Genomic DNA, 16,949 nt, shown 5'->3' with positions numbered 1-16,949 from the left:
TCTCCTGGTCAAGAGACCCCTGAACCCTGCCGAAAGGTTTTTCGATGCCCCACGTCCTCACCTCGCGGTTGCGGCGGCGCGTGTGGATCGCCGCCCTCGCCGTGGCAGGCGTCGCGGCGTCCGCGGTGACCGCGAACGCGATGTTCTTCACCCCGCCCGCACCGCCCGTGGCGAGCCCGACGTCCTCGGCCGCAGTCGTGACCACGACGTCCCCGGCCCAGACCCAGGACACCACGACGCCGCCCGGCACGCCCGCACCGCCGGCCGAGACGACGAAGGCCGCCGTGGTCGCGCCGCCGAAGCCGCAGGAGCCGATCCCGCCGAACGCGGTGCGCGTCGCGGAGTTCGTCGCCGAGTGCCCGTTCACACACCGGCTGCCGGACGACCCGATCGTGCTGCCGAACCTGCCCGGTGCCTCGCACATGCACAGCTTCTTCGGCAACGACTCCACCAACGCCCGCTCGGACGTCACGAGCCTGGGCAAGGGCTCCAGCACGTGCAACCCGAAGGTCGACCTCTCGTCGTACTGGGTGCCGACGCTGCTGGTCGACGGCCAGCCCGTCGAGCCGACCGGCACGACGTTCTACTACCTCGGCGAGGGCGTGCGCGACGACGTGACCGCGCGCATCCAGCCGCTGCCGCACGGACTGCGGATCGTCGCGGGCAACGCCAAGGCCACCGCGCCGGACAACACCACGATGTCGCGCTGGTCGTGCCTGCACGCCGGGCACGTGGGTGCGTCCAAGGACTTCGTGAACTGCCCGGCGGGCACGATGATCGAGTCCTATCTGGACTTCCCGCAGTGCTGGAACGGCAAGGACCTCGACTCCGCCGACCACAAGAGCCACATGTCCTACCCGGTCGCCGGTGACTGCCCGGCCACGCACCCCGTGCCCGTGCCGAAGCTGCGCCAGGTGCTGCGGTACCCGGTCAGCGGCGACCCCGCGCGGTTCAAGCTCTCGTCCGGTCCCGGCTTCACGATGCACGGCGACTTCTTCAACGTCTGGCCGGAAGCCGAGATGGCGCAACGTGTGCGCGACTGCATCAACCGGATCGTCAAGTGCGGACCGGACGGCCGTCCGTAGTGAGGGCCCTCCTCGTCGCGGTACTCCTCGTGGCGACGGGCTGTGGTGCACCGGCCGGCGACCCCACGCCGGCCGGTGCGCCCGACCTGACCGCCACCGACCTGGCGTTCGTGGACCTGGTGATCCCCCAGAACGAGTCCGCGCTCGCCGCACTCGCCCTGACGGCGACCAGGCCCGGTTCCGCGCTGCGGCCGGTGGCCGCGCAGGTCGAGGCCCGCTACCGGGCCGAGCTCGCGCAGGTCCGGGACCTGCTGGCGCGGACAGGCCGGCAGGAGAGCGACCAGCACGACGGCCACGACATGCCCGGCATGATCACCGCCGCCGAACTGGCCGCCGTCGGGTTCGCCGAGGGGCCCGACTTCGACCAGCAGCTGAAAGCGTTGCTGCGCACGCACTTCGAGGAAGCACGCACCGTCGCCCGCGCGGAACTGTCCGGGGGCACGAGCAAGCAGGTGCTGGAACTGGGTGCGGGCATCGACAGCTCGCGCGCGGAGTTCCTGGCGCTCATCTAGAGCCAGCCGCTGTCCTCCGCCACCTTGACCGCCGAGGCGATCCGGCTCGCCCGCGTCTCAGGCAGCGGCGAGCTGGTCGCCCTCACCGAACAGGACCGCGGCGCCTGGGACACCGAGCTGATCGCCGAGGGCCACCGGCTCGTGCGCGAACGCCTGGCGTCCGGGGTGGCGCCGGGTCGCTACCAGGTCCTCGCCGCGATCAACGCCGTGCACACGTCCGCCCGCGACATGCGCGACACCGACTGGTCGCAGGTCCTGGCCCTGTACGACCGGCTCGTCCGCCTCGACCCCTCCCCGGTCGTCGCGCTCAACAGAGCCATCGCGGTGGCCGAGCTCGACGGACCGGAGGTGGCGCTGGCGGCCGTCGACCGGCTGGAGGACCGGCTCGCCGGCTACCACGCGACAAGGCCATCGAACTGGCGGGCAACTCGGCCGAGATCGCCTACCTGACCCGGCGCCGCGACCAGCTGGGGTGACCGGGTCAGGGTGCGTCGATCTTGAACGGGTCGTGCTCGGTCAGCAGCTTGTCCAGCCGGGCTCTGTCCACCCTGCTGGTGATGTAGGTGTCCTCCTGCCGGTCCCTGAGCACCTTGGCGAGGGTGAAGGCGGAGGTGACCGTGTAGAGCATCGCGATCCCCAGGAACGCGCGCACCCATCCGTCGACGGGCAGGAACACGACTCCGATGCCGACGGCGGTCAGCGAGAGTCCGAACGAGAGGACCGCCTGCACGTAGAAGGCAGCGGTCGTCGGGGTGTGCGAAGGCGCGGCAGACGTCATGATCCGAGATTCCTGTGTCACACTCCGGCTGTCATGAGTACAGCTACTCATGTCCTGTTCGCCCACCTGGACACGGACGGCCGACGGGTGCTTTTGCCCTAGCGCCGATTGCTCCTTTTGCGAATTCGCAGAAAAAATGACCTTCGTCATCGATTAGTTTTGTTAACGAAGCGATCATTCCGCGGCCTGCGCCGTTCGATCTGCACCGACGTGCGCACCAGGCGGATCAACACTCACCCGGAAGGCCGCCGCCAGGGCCTTCTGACCCGTGTTCGCCCGCTCTTGCGCCAGGCTCTGACATCATTTATTGCATCAGGTTCGGATGCGTGGATTGTTCGTGTTGGGTCATCTCGATAGGGTCCGCGTATCAGTACAGGGCATCACCTCAAAGGCGGCTTTCTTTGATCGGGCAGCGTGGACGACCGCCGTCGGATGCCGACCTCATCGATGCCGTGAGAGATGGCAAGGTCGAGGACTACGGCAAGCTCTACGAACGTCACGTGCGCTCGGCGACCATCCTCGCGATGCAGCTCTCCTCGTCGACCTCGGACGCCGACGACCTGGTGGCGGAGGCGTTCGCGAAGGTCCTCGCGGCTTTGCGCGGGGGTGGCGGACCCGGAGCCTCGTTCCGGCCGTACCTGCTGACGGCCGTGCGGCACGCCGCCTACGACCGCACCCGCAAGGAGAAGCGGGTCGAGCTGGCCGGTGACGTCGAAGAGGTCGCCGGCGCCACCAAGGTGACCAGCGTGCCGTTCCGCGACAAGGCGGTCGAGGACCTCGACCAGACCCTGGCCGCGACGGCGTTCGCGACGCTGCCCGAACGGTGGCAGACCGTCCTGTGGCACACCGCGATCGAGGGCCAGTCCCCCGGCGAGATCGCACCGCTGCTCGGCCTGACCGCGAACGGCGTCTCCGCGATGGCGTTCCGTGCGCGCGAGGGCCTGCGCAAGGCGTTCCTGCAGGCGCACGTCAACCAGGAGCCGTCGGAGCAATGCCGTCCCACCGTGACGAAGCTCGGTGCCTGGACGCGCGGTGGTCTCAAGGGACGCGACGCCGTCCACATCGACGAGCACATGGACAGCTGCGCCGAGTGCCGCAAGCTCGCCAGTGAGCTGTCCGACGTCAACGGCGCGTTGCGCGGTCTCGTCGCGCCGATCGTGCTCGGCACGGGCACCGCCGGATACCTCGCCGCCGCCGCGACCGCGACCAAGGGCGCCGCGGTGACCATCAGCGCCGTCTCGTGGATCGGTGTCGCCGCCTCGGCGGCGGCGGTCGTCGTGGTGGCCGCCTCCGGTGTCGTCAGCTCGGACGGCGGCTCGTCCTCCAGCACGATCCAGGGTGCCGCCCCGGCGCTCACCACGAGCACCTCGGCGGGTGCCGCGCAGACGGGTCAGCCGGGCACTCCCCAGAGCGCGGGCAGCGCGCCGCCGGGCAGCAACGCCGGGTCCAGCGCTCCGGGCAACGGCAATGGCAACGGCAACGGGACGAGCGGGGCCAACGCGCCGGCGACGACGACGTCCGCACAGGGGCCGCTCGCGCAGTCGCCGAAGCTGTCCGGATCGGGGCCCGGCACCATCGCGATGACGACCGACGGCCCTCCGAACGAGATGAACATCGTCATCACCAACAACGGACCGGGCGACACCACCGTGCCATCGTTGACACTGACGTTCCCCGACAAGATCAAGACGGTCGGGCCGGGCAAGATGTCCGTCGGCATGGTCGCCTGCCCCGCGGGCAAGGGCAGCGTCACGTGCGAGGGCGGGCAGCCGCTCGCCGCCGGTCAGTCGGTCACCTTCCGGGCGCGGCTGCAGGCGGGCAACAAGGCGGGCGACGGGGTCATCACGGCGGTGGCGGGCGCGGTGCAGGTGACCGTCGCCATCACGATCGCCCAGGCGCAGGCGTAGTCCACTTCGGACAGCGCGATCGGCGTGAGCACCGCACCATGAACGGGTGGAGGAGCTCACGGCCGCGCTGACGGAGCTGGAGGCGCCGTTCCGCACGCTCGTCGACGACTCGCAGTGGGCGCACGCGAGCGTCGAGGGGCTGGTGCTCGACCTCGGCGGCTGGTGGTCCGCCGACACCCACACCCGTCTGCAGCCACAGGTGACGTTCAGCGACGCCTTCAGCGAGGCGGCCCGCCACGACGGCGGGGTGTACGTCGAGGGATACCTCTGGGTGGACGGTCAGGCCGTCGCGGCCGCGTGGTGCGGGCTCGGCGGCGCGGTCGTCTACGGGCCGCGCGCGCAGGCGTACCTCGGCGTGGGGCTCTCGTCCCACTTCTGCCGCAGGATCCAGCAGCGCAACGGCACAGCCGCGGTGCTCATGAGCAAGCACCCCAGGCTGTTGCCGTTGCTGCGGGACGGGTTGCCGCGTGGTGCGGTGGTGCCCGGCGGGAGGCCGGGCCCCCGCTCAGTCCTCCGCGACTAGCGCCGCGAACCTCTCATCGGCTTCTTGCCGGTGCCGGGCGGCTTCCTCCGGATCCGTGACGGCCTGCGCGAGGTGCTTGTGCGCGTTCGCCGCCTCACGCCGGTCGTCGATCCGCTCGGCCAGCTCCAGCGCCTCCCGCAACCGCACCACGGCCTCGGCGGGGCGTCCGGCGGCGGTGAGCACCTCGCCGAGGTAGTTGAGCACCACCGTCTCCGTCGTGACGTCGCCGATCGCGCGCACGGCCGCGAGCGCCGATTCCAGTGCCTCCAACGCTTCCGCGTGCCGGCCCATGGCGTGCAGGATCATGCCGAGCGCGCTCTGGGTGTCCGCCTCGTCGCGGCGGCTGCCCATCTCACGCATCAACGCGAGCGCCGACGTGCACGCCTGCAACGCCTCGTCGTACCGGCCGAGCGCGCTGTAGATGTTGCTGACGTTGCTCATCGCCTGCGACTCGAGGTGCCGGTCGCCGAGCTGACGCGCCACGGTGATGGCCTGCTCGAGCAACTCCGCGGCCTCGGCGTGGCGGCCGAGGGTCCGGTAGACCAGCGAGAGGTTGTTCAGCGTGCCCGCCACGCCCTGCAGGTCGCCCAGTTCGCGGAGCATCTCGATCGCGCGCTCGTTGTAGTGGATCGCCCTCGGGTACTGCGCGGTCTGCCAGAACACCATCGCGTAGTTCTTGGTGGTGATCGCGAGCGCGACCGGCTCGTCCTTCGCGGCCTCCAGCGCCAGCTCGTTGATCGTGGCCCAGTCACGCGTGTGGCCGCGCACCATGCAGAAGAACGTCATCGCGCGCGCCAGTTGCCACGTGTGTGTGCGCCAGTCACCGTCGAGCGACAACGCCACGGCGGCCACGAGCGTCTGGCGTTCTGTCTCCAGCCACTCGACCGCGTGGTCGTAGTCGCGCAGCACCAGCCGTGACTCCGGCCGGTAGGTGATGTCGACCTCGTACTTGCGCGCGGCGGGCGACATCAGCCGTGTCGCCTGGTTCGCCGTGTCCAGGAAGTGGTCGAGCAGCCTCGTGAGCGGTTCACGGGTGGCGTGCACTTTGGACTGCGCGTACTGCCGGAGCAGGTCGTGCATCCGGTACCGGCCGAGTGTCGTCGCCTCCAGCAGATGCACGTCGACCAGGTCTTCGAGCATGCCGTCGCACTCGAGCAACTCGAGCTCGGCCAGCGCCGCGGCCTGGTGGACGTCGAAGTCCGTGCCGTGGTGCAGGCCCAGCAGGCCGAAGAGCCGCTGGTGGGCGTCGGGGAGCTGGCCGAACGACAACGCGAAGACCGCGTCCAGCTCGGATAATCGTCCCTCGCGCAGCCGCGTCGCGAGGTGGGCGGTGTTCCACGTAGGACGGCTGCGGAGCCGTCCCGCGGCCAGGCGCACGGCCAGCGGCAGCCGGCCGCACAGCTCGACGACCTCGTGTGCCGCGGGATCGTTGCCGCGTTCGTCGCCGACGATCGTGGCGAACAGTTGCAGCGCCTCGGCCTCGGACAGCACGTCCAGCGTGAGCGTCGACGTGCCTTCCAGCTCGACCAGCCGCGCCCGTGACGTGACCAGCACCAGCGAGCCCGGCACACCCGGCAGCAGCGGACGCACCTGGTCGGCGCTCACCGCGTTGTCGAGCACGACCAGCAACCTGCGCCGGGACAGCTCCCCGCGCCACATCGCGGCCCGCTCGTCCAGGCCGACCGGGATCTCCTCCAGGCCGAGCGCGCGCAACAGCACGTCGAGCGCATCTGTCGGTTCCACGGGCGCACGGCCCGCAGTGTGCGCGTGCAGGTCGACGAACAGCTGACCGTCCGGATACTCCAGGCGGTGCGCCAAGTGCACGGCGAGCGTTGTCTTGCCGACGCCCGGCATGCCGTCGATCGCGGAGATCACGACGGCGGACTTCCCGGTGACGGCCCTGGTCAGCCTGTCGATCTCGGCCGTGCGGCCGGTGAAGTCGGCGACGTCGCGGGGCAGCGTGTTCAGAGCAGGACGCGGCTGGTCGCCGCGCAGCAGCCGGGCGTGCAGCTCGCGCAGTTCGCCGCCGGGGTCGGTGCCCAGTTCCTCGGCGAGCAGCACCCGCACGTTCTCGAACTCCTGCAACGCCTCGGCGGGCCGGTTGGCCCGTTGCAACGCGTGCATGAGCTGCAGCCACAGCTGTTCGCGCAACGGGAACTGCTTGGTCAGCCGCCTCAGCTCACCGATCAGCCGTTCGCCCTGACCGAGCTCGATCGACAGCCGCGCGTGCTGCTCGGCGACGGTGAGCCGCCGTTCCTGCAGCAGCGTGAGCTCGGCCTCTAGGCGCGGCCCCACGGTGAGGCCGTCCAGCGGCTGCCCCCGCCACAACCGCAGGGCTTCCTCGTACTCGGTGACCGCGGTCCCGTGCTCACCTTGTTTCAGGGCCTCGTCGCCCGCCGTGCACCGCTGCTCGAAGACGCCGACGTCGGTCTCGCCGTCCGGCACCTTGAGCCGGTATCCACCGGGGACGGTGACGAGGTCGTCCAGCACGAGCTTGCGCAAGGCCGCGACATAGGTTCGGATGTTCGATTCAGGAGCCGCGGGTGGAGACTCCCACACCGCTTCGCTCAGATGTTCAAAACTGACCGTCTCGTTGGCGTGCAGCGCCAACGCAGCGAGCAGTGCCCGTTGCCGGGGCCCGCCCAGCCGCAGTTCCACGCCCCCACGCCAGATCTGCAGCGGCCCAAGAAGCCGATACCGCACTGACCCTCCTCGGGGGGCATGGTGCCAGAACTCGCCGGTGCTGTGCGGAATTTGTGCGGACGATCTTGGAAACTTGGCGTCCGCCGCCGTGAAGAGGGGGAACGAAGATGGACCTGAGCAGATCATGGTCGGGCCAGGCAGCCTAGGATGGCCGCATGACCGAGACGGCGAAGCGACGTCCCGGCCCCCGGATCGAAGAGGTCGCGCGGGTCGCGGGAGTGTCCAAGTCGACCGTCTCGCGCGTGATCAACGACGAGCAGTACGTCAGCGCCAAGGCCCGTGAGGCCGTGCACGCCGCCATCGCGAAGCTGGGGTACTCCCCCAACCAGGCCGCGCGCTCCCTCGCGGGCAACCGCGCCAACGCCATCGCCCTGGTGGTCTCGGAGCCGACCGGCCGGGTGCTGTCCGACCCGTTCTTCGCCGGGGTGCTGCGCGGTGTGCACGCCGAACTGGCCGGCCGCCACATGCAGTTGCTGCTGATGATGAGCCAGCCTGCCGACACCAGTGACCTCGTGACCTACCTGAGCAGCGGCCACGTCGACGGGGCGTTGCTGGTCAGCCTGCACGGCGAGGACCCGCTGGTGCCGATGCTCGCCGAGATCGGCCTGCCGGTCGTCTCCGGTGGACGTCCACTCGGCACGCCCGTCCCGTTCGTGGACGCCGACAACTTCACCGGCGCGCTGGAAGCCGCGCGGTACCTGGCGTCGTTGGGGCGCAAGCGGATCGGCACCGTCGCGGGCCCGAAGGACATGGCCGTGGGCGCGGACCGGCTCAGCGGGTTCAAGCGCGGGCTGAGCGAGGCCCGGCTCTCCAGCGGTCTCGTCGCGCACGGCGACTTCACGCCGGAGAGCGGGGCACGGGCCATGGAAGTGTTGCTGCGCAAGGCCCCCGACCTCGACGCGGTGTTCGTCGCCGCGGACATCATGGCGCTCGGCGCGTTGCAGGTGCTGCACGCGCAGGGAAAGCGCGTTCCGGAGGACGTGGCGGTCGTCGGGTTCGACGACTCGGTGTTCGCCGCGACCGCCACGCCACCGCTGACGACGATCCGGCAGGACGTCGAGGAGCTCGGCCGCACGATGACGTGGCGGCTGCTCGCGGAGCTGGCCGGGGAGGACGGGCTGCCGCCGTCACTGCTGCTGCCCACCTCGCTGGTGCTGCGGTCAAGCGCCTGATCTTCTCGCCTGCTGTGCGGCCTCGACGGAGGCCGTCACGGGTCTTCGTCTACGCCTTGCGCTCGCGGTATTTCGCCGTGCTGTCCGCACTACGCCCGCCACGGCGTGTCCAGCGCCATTGGTTCTCCTGTGGGTGAAGGTGTTGCGCCCTTTGGCTCAACGTAGCGTGGAAACGCTCTCCCGGAAGTCCCGCGTCTCAGCCGGGGACTGCGGAAAGGGTTACATCGGTGATCATCGACCGTCCGTGACGCATCGTGCCGATTTTCACTCGTTCGGCATAACTTCGAGACACCCTCAGTAACACCCGGAGTGGGTCCCCGATGGTGAGGCCGTACCCACCCACCCGAGGGAGTTGCGACAGTGATCGAGAACTCGGCCGCCGGTCTGGTGATGGTCCCCGGCGAGGTGACGGTGACCGTCACCGGTGAGCAGCACCACCAGGACGTGCTGTCCCGGTACGCCGTTCCGGACGGCGTGACGCGGCACGTCGCCGTGAACCTGACGTGGTGCAGGATCGCCGCCGGCAAGTACCGGGGTCATCGCGGCGTCGAGGTGCGGCTCGACGGGTACCGCGTGGGTGAGCTGACTTTCCTGATGTCGCAACGGTATGCGCCCGTGCTGATGCACGTGGAGTCCAGCGGTGGGTCGACCGGGTGCGCCGCGTTCGTGCAGCGCGGTGGCAACGGGTTGCTGCAGATCTCGTTGCGCATGCCGCGCGAGATTCCCCGTGGCGCGGTCGTGCCGGTCGCCCCGCGCAAGTCGTGGGTGGCTCCCGTGGCCATCGGTGCGGCCAGTGTGCTCGCGTTCTTCTTCGCGATCGGCATCGTGGGGGCCGTGGTCGGTGGTTCGCGTGACTTGAGCAGCGCGTCCAGCCTGACTACGACCGCCTCGCCCACCACCACCACCACCACGACTACGACGACCACCACTGTGGCGCCGACGACCACCACGACAACGACCACTGTTCCTGCGGCGGTCGCGCAGCCGAAGCCGCAACCCCAGCCACAGCCACAGCCCCAACCTCAGCCCAATCCGCAGCCCCAGCCCAACCCGCAGCCCCAGCCCGCGCCGAAGCCGTCGTGCGACCCGAACTACAGCGGCTGCGTGCCGATCGCGTCCGATGTGGACTGTGCGGGCGGCAAGGGGAACGGACCCGCGTACGCGGCCGGCCCGATCCGAGTCATCGGCACGGACATCTACGACCTGGACAACGACAAGGACGGCATCGCTTGCGAGTGAGGCCGTCCTGCGCGCGCTCAATTCGGAAGCCGAGTGATCCGACGACCACAACCGGTTGCCGTGACTGGGCAAGCACTTCGATGCACCGCGGATCCAGGCGTTCGCCGAGAACTGGCTGGTGCCGGCCGACGTCGGCGCACCGTCGCTCAACGCCTCCGAACGTGCTGCTGCGCCTCACCTGCATCACCGTGCTGATCGACGTGGCGTGTCCACCGGCACCGCGACATCGCGCTGGCGCCGGGAACTGAGCGAGGAGGCCGTAGACGCGTTCGACCGCGCCTACGGCCTCACCCCCCCGCCCCGAGATGGTCGCCTGGCATTAACCCGCTCGGCGAGTTCTTCTAGCCCCGCTCGTACGGCGTCTTCTCCCCCGCCTCGACGCCGAACGACAGGTGGTTGCCCGCGGGTGGCAGCGGGCAGGTGGCGAAGTCGGTGAACGCGCACGGCAGGTTCGTCGCGCGGTTGAAGTCGAGCACGACCTTGCCGTCGCGCGGGGTGGCGGCGATCTGCCGGTTCGCCGCGTAGGTGGTGACACCGCTGGTCTCGTCGGTGAACAGGATGCTCAGTCCGCCGTTGCGGCCGTTGAACGCCGTCAGCGTGTGCTCGCTGCCGTTGAAGTTGAACCGCACACGGCCCGGTGCCTCGTACACGTGACTAAGACCCTCGACCACCGCGCCGACGGTCGTGGGAACGGGCGCGTCGAACGGCTCGTACTCGCCCTCCAGCACCCACTTCTCCTGCGGGTCGTACGACGGCACGCCCTTGAACGCGCCGAGCACCTCCGCCTTGGGGTCGTGCACGCGGATCAGGTAGCCACCACGCCGTGCGATCTCGATCTCGACATCGCCCGCCACGACACGTTCGCCGCCGCCGCTCTGCACGAGTTCGAACCGCTTGGTCTCGCCGTTGGCGCGCCAGTAGGCCGCGTCGTCGTCTTGCCACCACTCGCCCGGTAGCCCGTCATAGGCGCGTGGCGTGGTCTCGAGCCAATCGAGCGAAACCAGCGCCAGCCACCCGTACGGGTCGGCCAAGGTGGTCTCGCGCTCCGTCTTCCAGGTCTGCCAGTCCTCAGCGAAGCTCATGTCCTGGAGAACGACGGATTCGGGGCGTCGCTTCCCTGTTCCACTGAGTGGGAAAAGTCGCGCGTCCTGGTGTCGAACCAGGCACCCCAGGCTTATGAGGCCTGGGTGATCGCCGGATCCCGCGCGTTGGAGTGACCGACCGGACTCGCACCGGCTTCGACCAGGACCACAACCTGGTGCCTCGACTGCTTCGGCTTCGGTCACGGCTGCCCGTCGAGGACTCGAACCTCGATCTCCGCGTTCAGAGCGCGGTGTCCGTGCCAATTGGACCAACGGGCATCAAAAAAGCCGCCTCGTCGCTGTGTGCGACGGGACGGCTCCCCGGAGAACATGAGTCAGCTCATGCCGAGGAGCACCAGACGTGCTGATGGCGCATGTGTTGCATCACGGCTGGCTCCTTCCCCCGGTTCGTCGAGATCCACTCTGACGGATGACTCCGCAGCGTCGCAACGCATTATTCGTGGTCGCAAAAGTTTGCAGGATCAGGTGGACTTCTCCAGCAATCCTCAAGCCGACTTGCGGAAAACTTTTGCAACGTCTTTCCTGGACCGCTGACACACCCCATCGGAAGGCATGGACATGTCCCAGGACTGGTGGCGCCACGCCGTCATCTACCAGGTCTACGTGCGCAGCTTCGCCGACTCGGACGGCGACGGCGTCGGCGACCTGCCCGGCATCCGCTCACGCCTGCCCTACCTGCGCGACCTGGGTGTCGACGCGGTCTGGATCACGCCGTTCTACGCGTCGCCGATGGCCGACGGCGGCTACGACGTGGCGGACTACCGCGCGGTCGACCCGCAGTTCGGCGGACTCGACGACGTGCGCGCGTTGGTGGACGACGCGCACACGATGGGCATCCGCGTGATCGTCGACATCGTGCCGAACCACAGTTCCGACCAGCACGCGTGGTTCCAGGAGGCGCTGGCCGGACGTGGCCGTGAGCGCTACATGTTCCGCGAGGGGGTCGGCGACCAGCCGCCGAACGACTGGGAGTCGGTCTTCGGCGGGCCGGCGTGGACGCGGGTGGCCGACGGGTCCTGGTACCTGCACCTGTTCGCGCCGGAGCAGCCGGACCTGAACTGGGAGCTGCCCGAGGTGCGCGCGGAGTTCCGCGACGTGCTGCGGTTCTGGCTGGACCTGGGCGTCGACGGGTTCCGGGTGGACGTCGCGCACGGGATGATCAAGGCGCCGGGGCTGCCCGACATCGGCCACGCCGACCAGCTCAAGCTGCTGGGCACGGAGTCGCTGCCGTTCTTCGACCAGGACGGTGTGCACGAGATCCACCGCGAGTGGCGTGAGGTCATCGACTCGTACGAGGGCGAGCGTGTGCTCGTGGCGGAGGCATGGACGCCTTCTGCCGAGCGCACGGCGATGTACCTGCGTCCCGACGAGATGCATCAGGCGTTCAACTTCCACTACCTGACCGCCGAGTGGACCTCCGAGGCGTTGCGGTCGGTCATCGACTCGTCGCTGGCCGCTGTCGAACCCGTTGGGGCGCCTACGACCTGGGTGCTGTCGAACCACGACGTGCAACGGCACGTGACGCGGTACGGCGGCGGCGAGACCGGTGTGCGCCGTGCGCGCGCCGCACTGGCGTTGATGCTGGCACTGCCAGGATCGGTGTACCTGTACCAGGGCGAGGAGCTCGGGCTGCCCGAGGTGCTGGACCTGCCCGACGAGGTGCTGCAGGACCCGATGTGGGAGCGCTCGGGACACACTGAACGCGGCCGCGACGGATGCCGCGTGCCGTTGCCGTGGGCGGCTTCCGGTCCGTCGCTCGGGTTCGGCACCGGCGGGTCGTGGCTGCCGCAGCCGGCGGAGTGGGCGAAGCTGTCCGTGGAGGCCCAGGCGGGCGACCAGGACTCGATGTTGTCCTTCTACCGCACCGCTTTGCGCGTGCGCCGCGAGAACCCGGCGCGCGGTGCCGGCCTCACGTGGGTCGACGGCCCGGACGGCGTCCTGTGGTTCGAACGCGACGGAGTCGCCTGCGCGGTGAACCTGTCAGGAGCCGTCGTGGAACTGCCGGATCCCGGCTCGGTGCTGCTCGCCTCTTCCTACTACGGGGTGCGCGACGGGCTACTGCTCCTGCCTCCGGACACCGCCCTGTGGTGGAGGCTCTGACCAGCGGTTCCGCTTGATCGACAAAATTGTCAGACCCCCTGAGTACGTTCCGTGGACACAGGTTCCGGATCGGACTCAGGGGGTTTTTCGATGCACGGGAACGGTTGATCGACGTCCAACGTCAGAGCGGCTCGGCGCGGTCGGCGCCACCAACAACGGATTCGGAAAGCAGGGAGCGGTCAGTGCGCAGGTGGGAGCTCGTCTCGGGGAGCGCGGCGAAGTTCTGGGAGATCGGCCAGGAAGGTGTCGTGGTCACCGTCCGGTTCGGACGGCTGGACACGCACGGCCAGACCCAGACCAAGGAGCTGGCGTCCGCGGAGGCGGCGCAGGCGCACGTCGCGAAGCTGGTGGCGGAGAAGGAGAAGAAGGGCTACCGCGCGGTGACGTCCACCGAAGCGGCGACGTCCGGACTCGAGTCCGTCAACACCGTCGCAGCCGACACCGTTGCCGCCGATGCCGTTGCCGCCACACCGCTGCCCGCCACCACCGCACCGCCTGCCGCCGCCGACCAGCCGGCCCCCACCTCCCCCACCGTGGCCACCCCTCCCCCCGCCCAGAAACCCGCCACCGTCGACGAGGACACCTGGGTCATGCCCAAGGCGTGGCTGCGCGACGTGGTGCGGCAACGAGGTTTCCACCCCGCCCCGGAGTTCTCCGTCAACGCCGAACTGGCCGAAGAGGCCAGGCGCCGCCTCGACACCCAGCGGGACACGACGATCGAACGCGTCCTGTCCGAACCGGCCTCCGACCCCGACCTGGTGCGAGCGGCACGCGAACACCTGGCCGGTCGGCCGAATCCCGTCGGCGCGGCAGCGATCGCGGCTGTCATCGCCAGCGGCGAGCAGTCCGTGCACGCCTGGATCGCCAACCACGGCCTCACCTTCGCCACCGAGGCCACCGTCGAGTTCATGAGGCTGATCTCCGCTGCGGAATGGCTCTCCCAGCAGCGCAGCTACGGCAACGAACGCCTGGCATCACGCGGCGGCTACTTCCACATCACCATCGGCAGCGTCGACGTCAAGATGCTGATGGCGGTCCGGTACGCGATCGCACTCGCGTCCGACGAGGAGCGCGAGGCCGCGGAGGCCGTGCTGGGCAGGCTGGGCGACATCGACGAGCCCAACGCGAAGCTGGTGCGGTCGTTCGTGCTGCCGGGGCGGCCCGACTGGTTCCGGGAAGCCTGCCAGACGCCGCACACGGGCACGCGCTGGTGGATCCTCCATTGCAGCGCCAGCACCTACGAGGAGTTCGAGAGCGCGCCGTCCTCCGTGGCCGGCAACTCGACCGTTCTGTACACCTCGCTCTACGTGCTGGGCCCGGCGATCGCGCCGTTGCTCGCGGCCGCGCTCGACCACCAGTACCAGCGCGCGGACACCCGCAAGCAGGTCCTGAAGGTCCTCTCGGTGCTGCCCACCGACGAGGCGTTCGGGCTGCTGCTCGACCGGATCGACACCAAGTACGTGCGCCCGGCGGTCCTGTCCATGATGGCGGCGTTCCCGGCCCGCGCGGCCCGGCTGCTCGGCGAACGCGCCGCGCGCAACACGGAACTGCACCAACTGCTCGGCGTGCACCTGAAGACGTACCCGCACCTGGAGGTGCCCGCCGGTTTCGTCGAGGTCGAGACGGCCACCGCGCCGGAAGCGCCCGCGGAGGCGTTGCCGCCGGTGCTGGCCTCGCCGCCGTGGCTGAACCGCAAGCCGCCGGTGAAGCCGGTGGTGGTGCCGGATCTCCCGGTGCCCGGCGCGTCGCTCACGTGGCTGCCGGGTGAGCGGGAGGAGTGGTTGAAGGACGGCCACTGGGACACCAACCCGTACAAGACCTGGCAGCACTGGCTGGCGGAGTACAAGGCGGGCCGGATCGGATACCGCATGGCCGACCTGCTCATCGGCGCGCCCGAGGAGGAGGTGCGGCACCTGCTGGCGGACTGGAAGCCCAACCTGGGCTGGAGCGCCGAGTCGGCGGGCAGGCGGCTGGCCGCGAAGTTCGGCTTCGACGCGTTGCCCGCACTGCTGCACGTCGTGGAGAAGAACTCGGGCGTCGGGGTGATCGTCCTGCCGTTCGCCTCGGCCGAGGTGGCCGCGCTGATGGCGGACTGGCTGGTGCGGCTCAAGCAGGTCCGCAAGGTCGCGCTGAGCTGGCTCGCCCGGCACCGCGAGACGGCCGCGCGTCTCCTCGTTCCCGCAGCCCTCGGCAAGCCCGGTACCGAGCGGCGCAACGCCGAGACCGCGATCCGTCACCTGCACGGCATGGGCGTCGACGTGGTGGCGCTCGCGCCCAGCCCGGCCGCGGCCGCCGCGCTCGAGTCCTTCCTGGCCGTCGACCCCGTCGACGTGCTGCCCGCGAAGCTGCCGGTGATCAGCGAGTGGGCGGACACCCGCCTGCTGCCCCAGATCCTGCTGGCAGACCGCAAACAGGCCCTGTCCGCCGAAGCCGCACGCCATCTGCTGATGACGGCCGCGCTGTCCAAGCCCGGTGACATCTACGCGGGCCTGCCGCTCGCCCGCGAGGCCCTCGACCCCGGTTCGCTGGCGGAGTTCGCGTGGGCGGTCTTCCAGCGCTGGCAGGAGGTCGGCGCGCCGTCGAAGGAGGGCTGGGCGCTCACCGCTCTAGGCTGGTTCGGCGACGACTCGACGGTCCGCGCGCTGTCGCCGTTGATCCGCGTGTGGCCCGGCGAGAGCCAGCACACCAGGGCGGTGACGGGCCTCGACGTGCTCGCCGACATCGGCACCGAGGTCGCCCTGTCCCACCTCAACAGCATCGCGGAGAAGGTGAAGTTCAAGGGCCTCAAGACCAAGGCCCAGGAGAAGGTCGCCCAGATCGCCGACGAGCTGGGCCTGTCCCGCGACCAGCTGGCGGACCGCCTGGTGCCGCGCCTGGGCCTCGACGACGCCGCGAGCCTCGTGATCGACTACGGCCCCCGCCGGTTCACCGTGGGCTTCGACGAACAGCTCAAGCCCTACGTCCTCGACCCGGACGGCAAGCGCCGCAAGGACCTCCCGAAGCCCGGCGCGAAGGACGACCAGGACCAGGCCCCGTTGGAGCACAAGCGTTTCGCGGCCCTGAAGAAGGACGTGCGAGCCGTGGCGTCCGACCAGATCCACCGCCTGGAACGCGCGATGGTCGACCAGCGCACGTGGACCGCGGAGGAGTTCCACACCGTCCTGGCAGGCCACCCGCTGCTCTGGCACATCGTCCGCCGCCTGGTGTGGATCACCGCGGAAGGCGACTCCTTCCGCCTGGCGGAGGACCGCACGCTGGCCGACTCCAGCGACGACGAGTTCACCCTCCCCGAAGCCGCCACCGTCCGCGTGGCGCACCCGGTCGACCTCCAGGAACAGCTGGAAGCCTGGGGCGAGGTCTTCGCCGACTACGAGATCCTCCAGCCCTTCCCGCAGCTGGGCCGCCCGCTGCACCTGGTGCCGCGCGAGGACCTCCTGCCTCACCTGACGAAGTACTGCGACGTCGACCACCCGGTCGGCAAGATCCTCAGCCTCACCAAGAAGGGCTGGGAACGCGGCGAACCCCAGGACGGCGGCGTGGAGTGCTGGATCACCCGCCCGCTGCCGTCCGGCGGCGCCCTGGTCGCCTCGATGGACCCCGGCATCGCCGTGGGCGCGATCGACGTCTTCCCGGAGGTCAAGTTCACCGAGATCTGGTTCTCCGCCAACGGTCACGGCTACTGGTCCTCCCAGCGCAACGCGACGACCACCTTCACCGCCGACGCCATCACGGTGTCCGAAGTGCTGTCCGAACTGGAGTCACTGCACTCGTAACACCGTCAGTCAGGGGGTCTGATCAGCTCTTTGAGATCACCGAAAGGAATTGTC

Annotated in this window: 11 protein-coding genes, 1 tRNA gene and 1 pseudogene; 9 read left to right on the top strand and 4 right to left on the bottom strand. The window is 69.7% G+C overall.

Going from position 1 to position 16,949, the window contains the following annotated elements:
• Positions 1 to 44: 44 nt before the first annotated feature.
• The 3 genes and pseudogenes from ACSHWB_RS30095 to ACSHWB_RS30085 form a co-directional block, all read left to right on the top strand.
• A complete protein-coding gene (locus ACSHWB_RS30095; protein ID WP_439656640.1) occupies positions 45 to 1,085 on the top strand; it encodes a DUF1996 domain-containing protein in 1,041 nt (346 codons plus the stop codon).
• Positions 1,085 to 1,597 carry a DUF305 domain-containing protein gene (locus ACSHWB_RS30090; RefSeq protein ID WP_439656639.1) on the top strand — a complete coding sequence of 171 codons (513 nt, stop codon included), beginning with the start codon at positions 1,085 to 1,087 and terminating at the stop codon, positions 1,595 to 1,597. The genes ACSHWB_RS30095 and ACSHWB_RS30090 overlap by 1 nt, the downstream gene beginning before the upstream one ends.
• A 24-nt stretch (positions 1,598 to 1,621) precedes the next feature.
• Positions 1,622 to 2,073 (top strand): annotated as a pseudogene (locus tag ACSHWB_RS30085) (DUF6596 domain-containing protein); the annotation flags it as partial.
• A 5-nt stretch (positions 2,074 to 2,078) separates the two neighbouring features.
• Here ACSHWB_RS30085 and ACSHWB_RS30080 read toward each other — a convergent pair.
• A complete protein-coding gene (locus ACSHWB_RS30080) occupies positions 2,079 to 2,375 on the bottom strand; it encodes a YiaA/YiaB family inner membrane protein (protein WP_439656638.1) in 297 nt (98 codons plus the stop codon).
• 452 nt (positions 2,376 to 2,827) lie between these two features.
• Here ACSHWB_RS30080 and ACSHWB_RS30075 point away from each other — a divergent pair, with 452 nt between their 5' ends.
• Positions 2,828 to 4,282 carry a sigma-70 family RNA polymerase sigma factor gene (locus ACSHWB_RS30075; RefSeq protein WP_439656637.1) on the top strand — a complete coding sequence of 485 codons (1,455 nt, stop codon included), beginning with the start codon at positions 2,828 to 2,830 and terminating at the stop codon, positions 4,280 to 4,282.
• 46 nt (positions 4,283 to 4,328) lie between these two features.
• The gene (locus ACSHWB_RS30070; protein WP_439656636.1) at positions 4,329 to 4,805 is read left to right on the top strand and encodes a hypothetical protein; all 477 of its coding nucleotides are present in this window, start codon (positions 4,329 to 4,331) and stop codon (positions 4,803 to 4,805) included.
• Here ACSHWB_RS30070 and ACSHWB_RS30065 read toward each other — a convergent pair.
• Entirely contained in the window at positions 4,788 to 7,463 is a 2,676-nt protein-coding gene (locus ACSHWB_RS30065) for a BTAD domain-containing putative transcriptional regulator (RefSeq protein WP_439656635.1), read from the bottom strand. The two genes, ACSHWB_RS30070 and ACSHWB_RS30065, sit on opposite strands and share 18 nt — an antisense overlap.
• A gap of 200 nt (positions 7,464 to 7,663) precedes the next feature.
• Here ACSHWB_RS30065 and ACSHWB_RS30060 point away from each other — a divergent pair, with 200 nt between their 5' ends.
• Positions 7,664 to 8,680: a LacI family DNA-binding transcriptional regulator gene (locus ACSHWB_RS30060; protein WP_439656634.1), complete on the top strand. Its 1,017-nt coding sequence runs from the start codon at positions 7,664 to 7,666 to the stop codon at positions 8,678 to 8,680.
• A gap of 360 nt (positions 8,681 to 9,040) precedes the next feature.
• Positions 9,041 to 9,919 (top strand): hypothetical protein, encoded by an 879-nt coding sequence (locus tag ACSHWB_RS30055; protein WP_439656633.1) that lies wholly within the window; start codon positions 9,041 to 9,043, stop codon positions 9,917 to 9,919.
• A gap of 341 nt (positions 9,920 to 10,260) precedes the next feature.
• Here the strand turns inward: ACSHWB_RS30055 and ACSHWB_RS30050 are convergent, their stop codons facing one another.
• Entirely contained in the window at positions 10,261 to 11,001 is a 741-nt protein-coding gene (locus tag ACSHWB_RS30050) for a DUF1684 domain-containing protein (protein WP_439656632.1), read from the bottom strand.
• Positions 11,002 to 11,207: 206 nt separating this feature from the next.
• A tRNA-Gln gene (locus ACSHWB_RS30045) sits at positions 11,208 to 11,280 on the bottom strand.
• Positions 11,281 to 11,580: 300 nt separating this feature from the next.
• Between ACSHWB_RS30045 and ACSHWB_RS30040 the strand changes: the two genes are divergently transcribed.
• Positions 11,581 to 13,122 carry a glycoside hydrolase family 13 protein gene (locus ACSHWB_RS30040; RefSeq protein WP_439664693.1) on the top strand — a complete coding sequence of 514 codons (1,542 nt, stop codon included), beginning with the start codon at positions 11,581 to 11,583 and terminating at the stop codon, positions 13,120 to 13,122.
• Positions 13,123 to 13,304: 182 nt separating this feature from the next.
• On the top strand, positions 13,305 to 16,895 hold the full coding sequence (locus ACSHWB_RS30035; RefSeq protein ID WP_439656631.1) for a WGR and DUF4132 domain-containing protein: 3,591 nt from the start codon (positions 13,305 to 13,307) through the stop codon (positions 16,893 to 16,895).
• Positions 16,896 to 16,949 lie beyond the last annotated feature (54 nt).

Origin of the sequence: Lentzea sp. HUAS TT2, assembly GCF_051853195.1 — a bacterium.
GTDB lineage: Bacteria > Actinomycetota > Actinomycetes > Mycobacteriales > Pseudonocardiaceae > Lentzea.
The sequence above is the reverse complement of the archived record's forward strand: the minus strand, read 5'-3'. Positions and strand labels throughout refer to the sequence as shown.

Excerpts from the sequence above, each read along its gene's own strand:
- ACSHWB_RS30040 (WP_439664693.1), top strand. The coding sequence starts at position 11,581 with ATGTCCCAGGACTGGTGGCGCCACGCCGTCATCTACCAGGTCTACGTG.
- ACSHWB_RS30080 (WP_439656638.1), bottom strand. The coding sequence starts at position 2,375 with ATGACGTCTGCCGCGCCTTCGCACACCCCGACGACCGCTGCCTTCTAC.
- ACSHWB_RS30095 (WP_439656640.1), top strand. The coding sequence starts at position 45 with ATGCCCCACGTCCTCACCTCGCGGTTGCGGCGGCGCGTGTGGATCGCC.
- ACSHWB_RS30060 (WP_439656634.1), top strand. The coding sequence starts at position 7,664 with ATGACCGAGACGGCGAAGCGACGTCCCGGCCCCCGGATCGAAGAGGTC.
- ACSHWB_RS30050 (WP_439656632.1), bottom strand. The coding sequence starts at position 11,001 with ATGAGCTTCGCTGAGGACTGGCAGACCTGGAAGACGGAGCGCGAGACC.